The 15,710-nt window shown below is 37.0% G+C and carries 12 protein-coding genes and 2 pseudogenes; 9 read left to right on the top strand and 5 right to left on the bottom strand.

Annotation, left to right across the window (positions count from 1 at the left end; genetic code table 11):
• The first annotated feature begins 269 nt into the window (after positions 1-269).
• The 4 genes and pseudogenes from P4S71_RS01410 to P4S71_RS01395 all read left to right on the top strand — a co-directional run bounded on the left by P4S71_RS01410 (position 270) and on the right by P4S71_RS01395 (position 5,178).
• Positions 270-824 (top strand): isochorismatase family protein, encoded by a 555-nt coding sequence (locus P4S71_RS01410; protein WP_337149886.1) that lies wholly within the window; start codon positions 270-272, stop codon positions 822-824.
• Between the two features lie 136 nt (positions 825-960).
• Complete coding sequence (locus P4S71_RS01405) at positions 961-2,427, top strand: methyl-accepting chemotaxis protein (protein WP_337149885.1); 1,467 nt, start codon at positions 961-963, stop codon at positions 2,425-2,427.
• On the top strand, positions 2,411-2,938 hold the full coding sequence (locus P4S71_RS01400) for a DUF6436 domain-containing protein (RefSeq protein WP_007375609.1): 528 nt from the start codon (positions 2,411-2,413) through the stop codon (positions 2,936-2,938). Before P4S71_RS01405 ends, P4S71_RS01400 begins: the two co-directional genes overlap by 17 nt.
• A gap of 87 nt (positions 2,939-3,025) precedes the next feature.
• Positions 3,026-5,178: pseudogene (locus P4S71_RS01395) on the top strand (TonB-dependent siderophore receptor).
• Positions 5,179-5,299: 121 nt separating this feature from the next.
• On the opposite strand, the gene P4S71_RS01385 reads toward P4S71_RS01395, so the two are convergent.
• The 3 genes from P4S71_RS01385 to P4S71_RS01375 all read right to left on the bottom strand — a co-directional run bounded on the left by P4S71_RS01385 (position 5,300) and on the right by P4S71_RS01375 (position 8,151).
• A complete protein-coding gene (locus P4S71_RS01385) occupies positions 5,300-5,860 on the bottom strand; it encodes a TMEM165/GDT1 family protein (RefSeq protein ID WP_337150160.1) in 561 nt (186 codons plus the stop codon).
• 399 nt (positions 5,861-6,259) lie between these two features.
• Positions 6,260-7,387 carry a zinc-binding dehydrogenase gene (locus tag P4S71_RS01380; protein WP_337149883.1) on the bottom strand — a complete coding sequence of 376 codons (1,128 nt, stop codon included), beginning with the start codon at positions 7,385-7,387 and terminating at the stop codon, positions 6,260-6,262.
• 86 nt (positions 7,388-7,473) lie between these two features.
• Positions 7,474-8,151, bottom strand: a complete 678-nt coding sequence (locus P4S71_RS01375; protein ID WP_007375605.1) for a glutathione S-transferase family protein — start codon at positions 8,149-8,151, stop codon at positions 7,474-7,476.
• A gap of 190 nt (positions 8,152-8,341) precedes the next feature.
• Between P4S71_RS01375 and P4S71_RS01370 the strand changes: the two genes are divergently transcribed.
• Positions 8,342-9,253: a LysR family transcriptional regulator gene (locus tag P4S71_RS01370; protein WP_096794444.1), complete on the top strand. Its 912-nt coding sequence runs from the start codon at positions 8,342-8,344 to the stop codon at positions 9,251-9,253.
• A gap of 594 nt (positions 9,254-9,847) precedes the next feature.
• Here P4S71_RS01370 and P4S71_RS01365 read toward each other — a convergent pair.
• Entirely contained in the window at positions 9,848-10,186 is a 339-nt protein-coding gene (locus P4S71_RS01365) for a hypothetical protein (RefSeq protein WP_008134410.1), read from the bottom strand.
• Positions 10,187-10,792: 606 nt separating this feature from the next.
• Here P4S71_RS01365 and P4S71_RS01360 point away from each other — a divergent pair.
• Positions 10,793-11,449, top strand: coding sequence for an AbiU2 domain-containing protein (locus tag P4S71_RS01360; RefSeq protein WP_096794445.1), 657 nt, complete (start codon positions 10,793-10,795; stop codon positions 11,447-11,449).
• A gap of 68 nt (positions 11,450-11,517) precedes the next feature.
• Here P4S71_RS01360 and ltrA read toward each other — a convergent pair whose 3' ends face one another.
• Positions 11,518-12,873 carry a group II intron reverse transcriptase/maturase gene (gene ltrA, locus P4S71_RS01355; protein WP_337149882.1) on the bottom strand — a complete coding sequence of 452 codons (1,356 nt, stop codon included), beginning with the start codon at positions 12,871-12,873 and terminating at the stop codon, positions 11,518-11,520.
• A 687-nt stretch (positions 12,874-13,560) separates the two neighbouring features.
• Here ltrA and P4S71_RS01350 point away from each other — a divergent pair.
• The 3 genes and pseudogenes from P4S71_RS01350 to P4S71_RS01345 all read left to right on the top strand — a co-directional run bounded on the left by P4S71_RS01350 (position 13,561) and on the right by P4S71_RS01345 (position 15,691).
• The gene (locus tag P4S71_RS01350) at positions 13,561-14,226 is read left to right on the top strand and encodes a hypothetical protein (protein WP_096794446.1); all 666 of its coding nucleotides are present in this window, start codon (positions 13,561-13,563) and stop codon (positions 14,224-14,226) included.
• 160 nt (positions 14,227-14,386) lie between these two features.
• Positions 14,387-14,653, top strand: a pseudogene (locus P4S71_RS22995) (transposase); the annotation flags it as partial.
• A gap of 264 nt (positions 14,654-14,917) precedes the next feature.
• Positions 14,918-15,691 carry a hypothetical protein gene (locus tag P4S71_RS01345; protein ID WP_337149881.1) on the top strand — a complete coding sequence of 258 codons (774 nt, stop codon included), beginning with the start codon at positions 14,918-14,920 and terminating at the stop codon, positions 15,689-15,691.
• Positions 15,692-15,710: the final 19 nt, after the last annotated feature.

Raw genomic sequence — 15,710 nt, 5'->3', positions numbered from 1 at the left:
AGCCTTCATCAGTTGAGATGCGTTGTAGCTGTTGAGCATAATTTTGCGAAGCTGATACACTTCCTATGCAAAGAAAACAAACAGTGATGGTGAGGAAAAAAACTTACTCCAATACACTTATAAACTCGCCCCATAATAAGTAGGATAGTATTGTAATATAGCATAAATTTAAATTTTGACTCGTATGAAAGATACATGAGTCAAACATTTCTTGGTGATTGAATTAAGTTAACTTTTAAATACTGGTGTTATAAACCCATGAGGTAAATATGAGTAGGGTATTCAATATTAATGCTTCACAAAGTGTGCTTTTAGTGATTGATTTGCAAAGCAAGTTGGCACCTGCGATAGAGTGTTTTCCTACAATCTTGAGCTGTACTTTACAGCTGGCTCAAACGAGCCTTATACATGGTATACCCGTTTTAATTACAGAGCAGTATAAAAAAGGCTTAGGTGGCACACAAGATGAAATAAAAGCGCTTTTACCAAAAGCAACCTATTTCGATAAAACACATTTTAGTGCCTGTGCCGAACCTGGTTTTCTGGCGAGTATGAAGCAGTTTGCTCGGCCTCAGATAATTGTTGTTGGTACTGAAGCACATGTTTGTGTATTGCAAACATGTTTAGATCTTTTACAAAGCGGGTTTGACGTAATTGTGATTGCAGATGCCGTTGGTTCTAGAAATGAAAAGCATAAGCAAATTGCTATTGATCAATTACAACAAGCGGGTGCTATAATTTCGTGTGCTGAAACTGTTATTTTTCAATGGGTAAAAAATTCAGCAACGACAACATTTAAAGAAGTTTTGTCTATAATAAAATAATGAATAGACCCTGCTTTAAATTAAAAATAAAGCGGATAAATAAATTCACCAAATTTTCCTGATTCCAATGAACTTATTGGCGTTTAACTACGTATGAATCGGGCTTAACTGATAAATCAAAAGTAGTAAGGTTTTTATGTCTAATGTTTCTAGGTTATTTACAATTATATTTAGTCTGCTATTTATTGAATCAATAGTTTTAGGCTTATATTTTGATACGTTGATGCAAGCTTTTGTTGTAGGTTTGCCACTTTGTTTGTTACCTATTTGGTTACTCAACACAAATGTAAATAGTCAAATAACACCACATATTGTTGCAGCAGCAACTATGATGTTTTCTTTTTTGCATATACAACAAACGTTTGGTCTGATTGAAGTGCATTTTGAAATATTTATTTTAATGCCCATGCTAATCGTATTTGTACAATGGCGTGTATTTATAACTGCAATTTTATTTGTCGCTGTCCATCACTTTTCTTTTTATTACTTACAAACTCAAAATACAGGTGTGTATGTATTCGACCCTGACAGACTTGCTTTTACAACGGTACTTATCCATGCCGGGTATGCAATAGTTGAAGTAATCGTAGCTGGGTATATCGCAGTAACATTACGACGAGAGCGTAGAGCTGGTTTATCGCTAAGCTATGCAACAGAGCAAATAATGCAAGACCCTGCTCACATTAAGCTTTCTTTACGGGCTGACGCTACTGAAAGTGAAGCTGTTTTAGGTTTTAATACGTTGCTCGACTATTTATCTGATGTAATTAAAGAAGTGCAGACACAATCTGACTCTTTACAAGGTAACTCTCAAGAGTTGATTCAAGTACAGGCTCAATTAGCTGACGGGGCACAGCAACGAACACAACAAACTGATGATATTGCCAGTTCGGGTGCCCAAGTTGCGCATGGCTTTAAACTTGTAGAGCAAGAAAGTGAGATTTTAAAACATCAAGTAGATAACATTACCCAAGCAGCAAGTGATGCCTTGCATGAAGTGCTACAAACTGACAGTAAGAGTAGAGAACTACTAACTCTTTTAAATCATACTGAAGAGCAAATTAATCATTTAGTTGCCGCTGGGGATGTTATTTCAAGTCTTCTTAATGAAATATCAGGTATTGCTGAACAGACTAATTTATTAGCATTAAATGCGGCAATTGAGGCTGCGAGAGCGGGTGAGCACGGCCGTGGCTTTGCTGTGGTTGCTGATGAGGTTAGATCACTTGCGAATAACAGTAAAGCGACGACAGACAAAATTAGCCTTACATTAAAAGATTTAGTTAATAACAGTAAAACATCAACCCAGTCTATGAGCCAGTGTGTTGATTTTGTTGTTGATTTAACACATATAAGTACTGCAATGAAAGAGAATATTTCTGCAATGAGCGAGCAAATTACTGCGGTATCTACAAGTACAAATTCGGTATCACAGGTTGTTGCAGAACAAGCAGTAAACACCTCGCAAATAGCTACGAGCACTGATCATATGCGAAAAAATCAATATGAAGACACTAAAATAGTTCAACAACTGACCTCTAAAGTACAATTAATACATGTCAGTATTGACGTGCTAGAGCAAAGTATTGCCAAATTTAAATAAGGTTAATTATTGGAATGCCATACTTATCATTGTGTGGTTTAGCGTTGTTATAACTGGGCTGGTGTATTTTCAATTAGGGCAGTTAAAAACTTTTGATAGCGCTAAAGTATTTATGCAAAAAAGTTGGTTTAATGATTTTAAACAACAGATTGTGTGGGACAATAAAGATACAGCGTCGCTGCTACTCGTTACTGAGGAAAGTTGTGGCTGTTTTACGCAGGCTAAGCCGCATATAAATTCACTCACTACTTTTGCTAAAAGCAAAGGACTTGGTGTTGTGCAGGTTCAACTAACACAGCAATTGAAGCGAGTTGTACCTGCTACGCCTGCTGCTGTCATTATAGATAAGCACGGGCAATTTGTTTATGCAGGGCCATTGTCTGAAGGATTAGCGTGTTCACAGGGGAGTGGCTTTGTTGAAACAGTCATTACTAATTTGGCTTCAGGGTTTAATTCTGAGTTATTAATTACTGACACAAAGGGCTGTTATTGCACAAATAACGAATCATAAACACGCCTCGTTAATTAATTACGTTATTGCAAGTGAGATTTATTTTCATTATCATGCCCACACCGTATTTTTGCCTATTTAATTCTAATGAAATTTTCTCTTTTATCTCTTGCAATCACATCTATTATTTTTAGTTCTGCAAACGTAATCGCTAGTGAAGTAGAACAAACATCACCTAATTCAATAAACAAAGCTGAAAACGCTATTGAGACTATTGAAGTAACGGGTCGCGCTTTTTCATTATATCGACCAACAGAGTCAGCATTTGGCACACGCACCAATACTCCACTAGAAAAAATACCACAATCAATTCAAATATTGCCACAAGCTTTAATAAGTGACCAAGCTGCACGTCAAATTACCGATTTATACAGTAATATCGCAGGTGTAAATGGTTTTAGCTATTCGGGTGTTACTTTTAGAGGATTTCGCCAAGACGAAATTTTATATGATGGCGTAAAAGGTGATCCGTTTAATGGCTTTGCTGTTCCGCAGTTATTTAACATTGAGCAAGTTGCTGTGTTAAAAGGTCCCAGTGGGGCCGTTTATGGAAGTGGTAATCCTGGTGGGATTATTAACTATATGACTAAAAAGCCACAATATGACGCTAATACTGCCATTGAATTAGAAATCGGGAATGATGACTTTATAAGTGGCGCATTCGAATCAACGGGTAGCGTGAATGATGAGCAAACGCAAGCTTACAGAATTGGTATTTACAAAGATAGTCAAAACCCGTTTAGATATAACACGTCAGAAGATAATACCATTATAGATTTAGGCTATCGCTTTGATTTTAATGATGAGTCTAATCTTGTGCTGCAATATACTAATATAGATCAAGATTTAGGAGGAGCACGTTTACGTGGTGTGCCTGTTGACGAAAATGGTGATTTTATTGCAAGTAGAGATTGGAATCATAATGAAGCAACTGACTATCAAAAAATGTCTGCGGACGTATACCAAGCAACGTATAAAAACCAATTAAGTGATGTGTTTAGCTTAGATGTTACGACTCGTTATTTTACCAATGAAGAGCAACAAAACTATCATGAGCCACGTGGCTTGTCTGATACCGATAATGATGGTGTTGTTGATTGGAGTGAACGCGAATTTAGAGATCAAAAGCGCGAGAATGAAGGGCTAAGTATTACCGCTAATTTAATTGCTGAAACAACCATAGCCAATATGGAACATATATTTTTAGTGGGCTCTGATTGGTACTCATCAAAATTTGATGCCGTGTACCGCACTGCGACTCAACAAAGTAAAGGCGGCCCTGTACCTGGACTCTCGCTGATTGATCCACAATATGGTTTAACATCGGCGGCTAATTACGACTTAGAAAATATAACACCGCGAATTATAAGCACAGACTCAAAAAGGTTAGGTATTTATATACAAGACCAAGTAGATATCACTGAAAAATGGAATATAACCGCAGGCTTGCGCTACGATCATTTTGAAGACACGGATAAAGTATCTAACGTTGAGTTCTCTGATAGCGATGTTACTTTTAGGGTAGGTACTAGCTACAATATTAGCGATACTTTTTTCCTTATGCTTTATATGGCACCGGTTTTTTACCGCAAGATGCAGCAAGCCAGTCGCAAGAAGTTGGTGGACCATTTGAGCCTGAAAACAGCCATATTACAGAGCTAGGTTTACGTACTAAGTTACTTGATGACTCGTTAGCCATTAATATTGCGACGTATCAGATTATTCGTAAAAATATATTACAAACCAGCTTATTGCAAAACGACACGGGAATTGATCAACTTGAATCCCTAGGTGAAGTACAAAGTGATGGTTTTGAGCTTGAGATAGTGGGTGATATAACTGACAAGTGGGTTGTTACCGCAAGTTATGCGTATAACGACACGCGTATTAATGAGCAAAGTGAAGATTTTTCTGCGCAAGCAGAAGGCACTGATAAATTTGCAAATGCCCCACAAAATACAGCTGGCTTATGGACGCGCTACGATTTACCAAGCATCAACTCATCAATAGCTGCAGGGCTTGACTATGTTGACGAACAAGTAAGCCTTGATGGCGCACACGTTAAACCATATACAATTTATAACATGGCCTGGAAAACGCAAGTAGAAAACTGGACATGGCAAATATCAGTTAAAAACGTCTTTGATAAAGAATATGCATCGAGTGGCTTTATTGACCGTACTGGGCATTTTCCTGGTGAGCCAAGACGCGTATATTTATCTGCAAAATATCAGTTTTAATACCAAAGTACCTCTAAGATAAAAGTACGAAAGCTCAATAATATTGAGCTTTCGTTTTAAATTAAATGTAGTTAAGGTTGGAAATAGCTGCTTGAGATAGGTTTATTCTCCGGAGTTTAGGTTAAATAGTAGCAAAGCCATATAACCCTAGTAAAACAAATACACTGGCCGAAACTGCACGCACTGTATTTAATGGCACTTGGCTTAAAAGCGCATTACCTGCAAAAATAACAGGTATATTTGCTATTAACATACCCAGTGTAGTGCCAAGAGTAACCCACAAAATTGATTGGTATTGCGCGCCTAATAGAATGGTTGCTATTTGTGTTTTATCACCAACTTCGGCAATAAAAAACAATATACACGCGACAAAAAAAGCACCATATTTATCGTGCTTATGGCTAATTTCTTCATCCTTATCAGGAATAAGCAGCCAAAGGCCAACGCCAATAAAACTAACATTAACAATCCATGGCATGTACTGAGTTGCAAAGTTATTGCTCAGCCAATTTCCAAACCAAGCACTGAGGCCATGGTTAATAATAGTTGCGGCTAATACACCTAAAATAAGTGCTAGTTTATTGTGAAAACGGACGGCAAGTACTAACGATAAAAGCTGTGTTTTATCGCCTATTTCAGCTAAGGCTACGGTGACGGTTGATGTGAAAAAACTTCCATAAATATTACTTACAGGCGGGAATATTAAACCAAGGCAAACAACTATCTCCCGCCATGAGGATAGTGCCTACCTAGGTCTCGCCGATAATGCTGCTACAACATTACAAACTTACCATGCACGTGAGGTGCAATTATGTTGATAAGTTTACTCGTCTATCAATTAATTAAAATATAAGTGCTCTAGTTCACTAACTAGTTGTTTATTGTAATTGACAGTACTGAGTGGGCTACTCCCCCAAGAGAAATTGCATTATTCCATAAATTTTTTATTCGGTAAATATTAAGAAGAGTATGCCGTTTGCTTTTATTTTAAAAAATGAATAAAAAGCAGACGCTATAAATAGCATCTGCTTTTACATATTTAAAATCAATTAGTTAAACCATAGTGAGCTTTAAAATTCACTTAAGCCTGAGGTTTAATTAAGTATTTTTCACCGGTTGCTTGTTTAGAGTAAGCCGCAATTGATTTTAAATGCAATACTTCAGCTAATGACACTTCATGTGTGTAGTGACTTGCAAATGTGGTAGTAATTTCATTTGCAACACGTTCGCGCATCGCCATTACTGTATTAGTTCCTAATTTACCTAATGCATTAAATAATAAAAATCCATTTACAGCCCAAGCAAAACCAAAGTTACGGTTTAGCGTAATTGGGCCTCGATCTAATGCACCATAAATATAAACTTGCTTGAATGTGTCAGAGCCATAAATAGTGTGCTCTTTCATATCACGAGCTGCAGCAACTTCCATACAATTAAGAATATCACTTGTTAATTGACCACCGCCAATGGGGTCAAACGCAATCGTTGCACCCGTTTCAATAATTGCCGCCGTTAAGTCCGAAAGAAAAGAGTCGCTACTTGAGTTAACAATATATTTTGCACCCATGTTACGTAATAGTGTTTCCTGTTCTGCTTTACGCACAATATTTATTAAATCAATACTATCGGCAATACAAATACGGTTTAACATTTGGCCTAGGTTAGAAGCTGCAGCGGCATGAATAATGGCTTTATGACCCTCCGCGCGCATGGTTTCTACCATTGCTAGTGCGGTAAGCGGGTTAACAAAAGATGACGCACCTTCTTTAGCTGTAGTCCCTTCTTTTAATTCTAAACAGCTCTGCACATTGGCACATATAAATTGACGATAAGTTCCTCCACCAATTACAGCTACGGTTTTACCTATTAATGCTTGTGCTGCGGGCGATGAGCCAGCTGCAACAACAGTCCCAGCACCTTCATTTCCAACTGGCGTTGCTTTATCAACTCGCGTTTTAAGTGAGGGCATAAATTGAGCCGGAACATCAGCTGTAATAACAGGGTTTTGCACAGTACCTGATTGCACCGCTGTAGACATATCAGCTGCGCTGAATAAAACGCCTAAGTCTGAAGGGTTTAGTGGAGCAGCTTCAAGACGAACAACAACCTCATCGGGGCCAGGTTGCGGCATTTCGATGTTTTTTAAAGCAAGTGTTAGCTTACCATTTTCACTAATAGTTGAAGTAAGTTGAATATTTGTATCAGTCATTTGGGTCACTCCTGTCAATAATTAAGTTCGTTGAACCAATCGCTTTATCGTATTGGTTATTTTTTGATTACACTTAGCGTAAAATATTACTTTGGATTCACTGCTTGAATTTGAGTTTTAATCTTTTGCATAAACTCAGGTATATTTGCCTGTCGATCCGCTTCTACTTTTTGGGCAATAGCAGATTGACTCATCGAATCGTTCCACTCTTTCATTTTAGGTACTTGTGCAAGTACATCCCAGTCAAGTTGGCTAGAGCCAAAAGCACTGACAATGGTGTTAACGTAATAAACGTAAATATCAGCCATTGTAAATTGCTCACCCGCAATACAAGGAGAAAATTTACATAATCGACTTAAGGCAATAACGCCACGGCTTAATACTTGGCGTACTTCAACTTTTAGTGATTCAGGGGCTTCAGTGCCTGAAAATACATAAGGTATTAATCGTCTACTTGGCAATTCAAAATAAAGTTCAGCTACTTTCATTATTTGGCGAACAACAGCGCGTTCTCCGGCATTTTCTGGGTATAACGCATTTTCAGGATAAGTTTCTTCAATAAAGTCGCAAATAACACTCGACTCTGAAATATTAAGTCCTTCAGATGTAGTAATAGCCGGGACTTTACCGACCGGACTGATGGCCAATAAGTCATCGTTACCACTATAAATTAGGTGTTCTTTAAATGAGAGTTCTTTATACAAAAGTACATGTTTTACTAAGTTGTAATAGTTACTCGCGGCGAAACCGTGCAAAGTAATCATAAATCAGTTCCCATTATTAATGTGAAGGTACTTTTTAATTGCATCAAAAATGCAAATTAAAACCTCATTTGTTAAGCTAAATACATTATTACTTGTTTTAATTTGGTTATATATAAGAGAAAATGCGAATCACTTTTGCCTTTAAGACAATAATAAAGGCATTCGCAAATTTACTTAATGGAGAGAAGAGTTGGATCAACTTCGGGCAATACGATATTTTAATAAAGTAGTAGAAACAGGAAGTTTTACTAAAGCTGCAAAAGTTTTTAATGTACCGCCATCTTCTTTATCAAGGCGAGTTGCAGATTTAGAAAAAAGTTTAGGTGCAACGCTTTTAAAGCGATCGACCCGTATTGTAAAGCTGACTGAAGTAGGCCAGATTTATTATAACGACATGCAGCAAATACTAAATCAGTTAGAGCAAAGCAATGAAACTGTTCGTAGTTACCAAACTACCCCAATGGGACGTCTACGTATCAGTTCGATGGTGGGTTTTGGCGAAAAAATCCTACTTCCTTTACTTGATGAGTTCAGCCAGCTGTACCCAGAAATTATATTAGATGTTAGTTTAAGTGATGAGTTATCAACACTTGGACGTGATGATGTTGATATTGCTATTCGTGGCGGTTACGCCCCAAATGAGCGAGTACTTGCAATAAGGCTTATGGATAATGGATTCATTCCCGTCGCTTCACCCCGTTATTTAGAAAAATACGGTGTGCCGATGAACGCGATGGAGTTGCAGCATCATAAAGGTCTTTATTTTAAAGCTCCATTAGGGCCAACGCCTTGGTTGTGCAATATGAATGGTCAATGGCATGATGTTTCAGGTCCTGCTGTCGCTATTTCAAACAATGGACCTTGGCTTGCAAAAAAAGCGTGCAACGGTGAAGGTATTTTAATGTCTACCCGATGGGCGTTAGCTTCATATCTAGAGTCAGGAAAGTTGCAAGAGCTTACGTTTGAACATGAACTTACCATAACGCAAAGCGCCGAAATGGCCGTGTACTTGTTATATCAAAAACAACGCTACTTAGTACCAAAGGTAAAAGCGGCTGTGGATTTTTTAGTACAAAAAATAAAAGTAACAAATGAAAGTTAATAAAGTGAGTAATCTCAGGGCGCTATATTTATTTTTAGGTACTTAAACTGTGTAATTACCCTTTTTAGGAGAAAATCCTATTATTTTGAATCGATTGTTTTTAACCAGCGACCTATTCGTTCACTGTTATCTAATGGATGAAATGAAAATAACCCGCAATAAAAGGTAAATTATTAACTTAAAAATTAAATTAAATTGCCACCGTTTTGTTTGCGTAATTAGAGTGGCTGTCTAGTTTATTTTGTTAGAAAATCGTGTCGATAACAAGGCAAAAATTTCGTTATTTAGTTGTTCTATATCAGAAATTTTTAACGTGGTTAGCGTTAAATTTAATCCCTAAAATTGATTAAGTATTATTGCGGATTGGTATTACTGCTTATCTTTATGCCGCTTAAAAACTAAGCCATAGACCAGAACTGACATAAAGGTATACACCCAACCCACATAAAATATGTATCTCATTAAGCCGAAAATAAATTATATTCAACATCTTAGTTTCTTAGCTTAGTTCTGAAATTGAATTTTAGTAGGTCAGGATATAATCTATTAAGTCACTCAGTCGTAACAATATGACTAAAAGGCTACAACGTCTTATTAGTTAATCTTTGATAAACCAATTAATGCATTCTCACTTTCACCATCATGGCAACGGCTATCATTACCGTCTCTATTCTCTATAATTAAAGTGTATTCACTGCCATTTTTTCCTTCAGCTATTGCCACTAATACCGGTGCTAATAGATATGCCTGTTCTGGGTATACAATAACAGGTTCAAGCTCAAATCCAGAAGCTCGTTCATAACGAACTTCAAAAGTATCAAACGTTGAAAATACGTCTGTAATAATACCACTGCAAGTAAATACTTTGGCTTGACTTGAAAATGATATCGCCAAAATAAGACTTAAAACTACTTTTAAAAATAAATTTTTCATCACTGTAATCCTATATTATTTACCAACCTAATTGTTAGTAAAATGATAATACATAGTAATTTACTTAAGATTGGTGACAAAAAAATTAACATTTAATGACATAAGTGAAAGTAACAAAGACGCCCATCCTAAACTTTCGCGAGTATTTCATGATGTAGTAGACAGGCTGTCATAATAAGCAAGTTACTGTAAAGTTTTTAACCGAAAACGGCGAGCGAATATCAGTAACTGCGAAAAACTACTCGCATAAAACTTAAACTACTCAATAAAAAGTTAAAACTGAATCATGCAGCCATTTCATGTGTGTAATTTAGGTTTAATAGGGCTAATGACTTATTTAATGGATTAAATGAGAATAACCGTGCATTTACTTGTTCAATTAGAGTGACTGTCGGCTTTAGTTTGATCCCCTAAAATAAACTTCTAAAACCCCCGTAATTCCTTGTAAAACCAGTTAAAATAACAGCAAATCCTCTTTTTATATTTTACGTAAAATCGAAGTAACTAATTGAATCAAAATAGGAACTCGGCTATGGTTAATACATCAAGAAAAACAAATAAAAAACGAGTTAATCTACAGGCTCGTTATGCTTCAACGGAGTTGCAATGAGTTACGATAAATCAAAAGTCACTATTCACGCAACTTACGACGACTTTTGTGAAACGCATGGATTACCAAAGCCCCATAGAGTTGAATTTGACAGAGCAAAGGTCAATAAATCTGAGTTAGATGTAATCAATAACTACTTTTCAAATCTATGTGTAGATTTAACTCTATATAGTGAATTATTCACTGAAGAGCACTCAATCAGCGTGTTAAATAAATTCAATCCATTAGTGTTCAGTCGAATTCAAAAAGCTTATATAGAAAAGTTATGTTTAAGTATTGCTTGTTTGTTAGATCCAGCTGAAACAGGTAAAAATAAAAACCTATCTTTAGCTAGGATAATTAAACAATGTGAATGCCCAGGGTTAGATGAAAAGCAGAAGAAACTCCAAGAATTGTATGTTTCTACTGGTATTAAAAAGTGGCGACAAAAATTATTAGCTCATAATGATTTGGGAACATTAATGGGTCGTAAAACACTTGATTTAAAATTCGAACATGACGATGTTGAATACATTTTGGAGTTAATTCAAGAAATCTTTAATGATATATCAGATCCAACAGTTCATACGGATATAAAGGTTACTCTTCCATTTGATCAAAATGGAAAAGCCTTTATTAACAAGCTTAAACAATCATTGGAAAATGAAGCATAATCGGGTAGCCGGAGGTCTCTAACCTCCAGCCCCCACACCACCCATCATGCGGGTCCGCAATGGGCGGTTCATCTCCCGTAATGAATATTGATCCAAATATCTCTCAATGACACTAAACCTTGTGACGCTAAGTAATCATTGCCTAGCGCAATGTTAATTCCTTTTGTTTTTGAGCTTCGACAAGGGCCTTTACTGGTGATACCACAGGCTATGGCGAGTCGTTCGCTAACACCTAATTTCATTAAACTGCGTACTTTGGTACGAGGTTTTCGCCACTGCCGCCAGTAGCACATTCTTATCCTACGGCGGATCCAATGATCTAAATCCACCGTTAGCTGATAAGCGTTGGCTATTAGGTAATAGTGTCCCCAGCCACGTAAATACTGCGTGAGTTTATGAATTTGTAGGGTCATTGAGATCCCCCAGTTGCGGTTAGTGAGTTCTCTTACATTTGCTTTAAATTTCTTTAGCGCCTGTTCGTGGATCTGCACTTGAGCGTAACGGAAGGTAAACCCAAGAAATTTCGAGCCTGATACGGGACCGACTCGACTTTTCGATTCATTCACTTTGAGTTTTAATCGGTTAGTGATAAACGCAGTAATGTCCCGTTGGATTATGAGCCCTTCACTTTTCGTTTTTACTAAAATGATTATGTCATCAGCATAACGTGCAAACTTAAGGTGTTTGTAGGTTAGCTTCTTATCTAATTCATCGAGTAAAATGTTGGAAAGCAAAGGGGATAATGGCCCACCTTGAGGGACTCCTTTGGTTGACTCAAACCACAGACCTGTTTCGCGTTCTGCTACCCCTGCTCGGAGGTATTTACCGAGTAGGCGCATGAGTGCTTTGTCTTTGATTTTACGAGCAACACGATTCATCAGCATGTCATGGTTTACTTCATCAAAGAACTTAGACAAGTCAATATCAACTGCTGTTTTATAACCTTGTTTAACACAAGATTGAACATGATTTACTGCTTGGCTGGCTCTTTTATGAGGGCGATAACCATAACTATGTGGTGAAAATAGAGGCTCAAAGTAAGGGCTAATCACTTGAGCAATAGCTTGTTGGATCACTCTGTCGATAACAGAGGGGATCCCAAGCATTCGCTCACCGCCATCGGGTTTGGGTATTATCACGCGTTTGACTGGCAAGGGTTGATAAGTGCCGTTAAGTAATTGGTGTTTAATACCCAGCCAATGTAACTTAGCGAAGTGATTAAATTCTTCAATACTCATATTATCAATACCCGCAGCCCCTTTATTTCGCTTAACATGTTGCCATGCCGTGCCAATATTGTGGTTGCTCAGTACACTTGCCATCAGGTCATGATTTGTTTGGTTATATTCATTTGAGGTATTATTCACAGCAGAACGCTGTTCATCACTATCACAACACGGTGATCTATGTGAATTCAAGTTCAATTGTAGTATCTCCTCTGGTTAAGATGTTCAGGCCTTCACCATGTCTTATCCATTACGATAAGTGTTGGGCTACTATGCCGTCTGCTGACTTCTGATAAATCACTCTAGCGATTACTCGATAAAGCGCGTCTAAACTAACGCTTGTTTACTGCTATTTCGCTCGCTGTAGGTCGCAGCAACCAAAGCGCCAAGGGTTGAAAAACCAGTCCCTAACTGGTAATGTCCAAGCGTTAGCGCGGATGCGTGTTTATCAGATCTCCCCGAATAAGGTGCATCGACTTTCTCTGCACAACTGCATCATTTACGGTGGCCGTTAGATCACATGACTTCGCTATCTTGTGCTAGCTCGTCTCCAGCCTACGCCTCATATGATGTTTTTGTTCATCAGCTCGCACTTATTTTTATAAAGAATGCTAGCGGCTTCCTCTAGACTATCTCTCACGATTTAGCCCTTGCCATTTGCGAGTGTCTATCGTTTAATAACAGTATGTTATTTAAACGGTGATCTTCCTACAGAGGACTTTCACCTCATAAGTCAATGCCCATGTCGGGCGTACACAAGGGTTTTCAAGTCGTAAAAATTACAGTTGGCTTTTTGTTCGTGCCTCACTTATTTTAGCCAACTGAAATTTCCCGCTTAAAACAGCGTTAAGTTTTTAATTGTAACTTATTGTAGGAGCTCCCTTTATGAAGGATAGTAAATTTTCTGTTCAAGGTTTTATTGCAGTTCTATCTCTTCTATCTGCTTTGGGGGTTGCCTTCATTGGGTATATGTCTGTTAACCTTCAAACAGAAGTCGAAAACTTGGATAAAAAAATCAAACATGAGGAGCTCATGCTTGAAATTAAAAAATTTGAAGCTACTCAAAAACAAATGAAAGAGAAGCTTATTACCAGTATTGTTCCTAAAATAGTAAGTGGTAATGGTAAGGAAAAAGATGAAGTTCTTGCCTTGTTATTTGTCTTATATCCAAATGATGCTGAGGAAATATTACGTCGAGTTGGTAGTGCGTTAAATCAGGATAGTGCTAATAAGTTTTCTGACACAATTCAGCGAGCCAGCGAGATAAATATTGATACAGGAGAATGGGGGATTGTTATAAGTTCCGATAGTGAATTAACAGCCGCCAATCATGAAGTCGAAAAAGCGAAAAAGCATAACTATTCTGCAAGTATTTATAAAAGAGGTCGTTGGTTTGCGACGGTTATTGGGCCATTTCCAAATGAAGTGAACGCAGATAAAGCCAATATCGCGATTAGAAGGAATTTGAATGATACTTCTTTCATCATAAATTTCAAAAAATGGTGTGGTAAACAGGTAAAAAACAAACAATATTATGAGTGCAAAACTTAGCAAGGCGTTATAAATCACAAATAGATCGGAGTATACATGAAAAGTAACGACAATTAGGATGACACCCATCCTAATTGTAAGTAACGACAATTAGGATGACACCCATCCTAATTATTACGAAAAAAGCCAACAAAAACAGCATGAAGAGTGCATTATTATAAATAAGGAATCACGCAAAAAGCTGAACTATGTAGACAAAATGAAAGTAAAAATAGAGAGCCCAATCGGACGACGACAGCTGTTTATTAAAGTATGGCAAACGATTCGGCTGTATTGAACCTGCTTTCCTTTCAATAAAAAGCGGAACATTACAGTGAATAAAGGCATGAATAAATTGACCTTACGGGGTCAAACGAAAGTGAATGCGCAATGGCAACTGTATTGTCTTGTTCATAATATAGAAAAGTTGCAAAACACGATGCATTAAGAAGGGTAAGCGCTTTTACCCTAAATAAAAGCCACTCAAGTACCCGTAATCCCGTCCAAAACGCCAATCAAAACAACACCAAACTCCCACTTTATATTCTGCATAAAATACAGTAATCGATTGAACCAAAATAGGAACTCAGCTATGGTTTGTTTATCAATAAAAATAAATAAAAAAACGAGTTAATCTACAGGCTCGTTATGTAAATTTAGTAATTAAGCATAGTATGTGCAAAATAACTACAAGGATTAAATGATGTTCAATGTGAAGTTTGTTTTAATTATTGGGGCTTTTCTATCTTTTAGCTGCTTTGCTAGCAATAATGATCTCGTTGAAGACGCTAACCGTCTTTGTTCAAAAATTTCCTTGGAAGGTTTTAGCAAAGAGTTAAAGTTTAAAGGCTTAGCTAAAGCAGAGTTAGATAAAATATTAAAAAGGGTTGGTCTTGGAGCTGAGGCTAAAGGAGAGGTTGATTCTTATACTATTGAATTTTCTGGAGTGTTTCAAAAAGATCTTGCAAAGGTTATTGAGAATAATGATAACTGCAAGTTAGAAGCATTTAGAATGCTTACTGATTACCATTATAAGTTGATAAAAATAGAAGCTGAAAACAGTAAGAAAGAGCCTGGAAAACCTGTGTCTATTGTAGCATCTTGGTTCTTAACTTCGGTAAAAAATAAAGAAGGGAAGAGAATATCTATAGATGAAATTAGTAGCATTTTAGAAACAAAAATTAACAAAAATGAGCCATTTATCGTATTTTCTCAAACGGGTGAAGTCTATAGCCAGCTTTCTGCTTCGGCTAAAGGAAGTGAAGATGGTTCTGCAATAGTTAGGTACGGAAAAGCCGCTAGACCTAGTACTGATATATTCTATTCAGTAGAGAGTGATCATATCGTACTTAATCTATATAATCGTAATTCTGAATCATTTGAGACATCCCCTAGAGGGGTAAAATTTAACCTCAATAATAATATGTTAACGTTAAATTATTTGTATCCTATGTTTAGTGAAATTCAACTTAGGCGATATGAGTAATATAAAATTATATAATCGG

The sequence above is a fragment of the Pseudoalteromonas sp. B62 genome, from assembly GCF_037162565.1.
Taxonomy (GTDB): Bacteria; Pseudomonadota; Gammaproteobacteria; order Enterobacterales; family Alteromonadaceae; genus Pseudoalteromonas; species Pseudoalteromonas fuliginea.
This window is presented reverse-complemented; position numbering and strand designations above follow the sequence as displayed.

What these genes read in the sequence shown, in the direction of transcription:
- P4S71_RS01350 (WP_096794446.1), top strand. Translation starts at nt 13,561, where the DNA reads ATGAAGGATAGTAAATTTTCTGTTCAAGGTTTTATTGCAGTTCTATCT.
- P4S71_RS01410 (WP_337149886.1), top strand. Translation starts at nt 270, where the DNA reads ATGAGTAGGGTATTCAATATTAATGCTTCACAAAGTGTGCTTTTAGTG.
- P4S71_RS01365 (WP_008134410.1), bottom strand. Translation starts at nt 10,186, where the DNA reads ATGAAAAATTTATTTTTAAAAGTAGTTTTAAGTCTTATTTTGGCGATA.
- P4S71_RS01405 (WP_337149885.1), top strand. Translation starts at nt 961, where the DNA reads ATGTCTAATGTTTCTAGGTTATTTACAATTATATTTAGTCTGCTATTT.
- P4S71_RS01375 (WP_007375605.1), bottom strand. Translation starts at nt 8,151, where the DNA reads ATGATTACTTTGCACGGTTTCGCCGCGAGTAACTATTACAACTTAGTA.
- P4S71_RS01360 (WP_096794445.1), top strand. Translation starts at nt 10,793, where the DNA reads ATGAGTTACGATAAATCAAAAGTCACTATTCACGCAACTTACGACGAC.
- P4S71_RS01380 (WP_337149883.1), bottom strand. Translation starts at nt 7,387, where the DNA reads ATGACTGATACAAATATTCAACTTACTTCAACTATTAGTGAAAATGGT.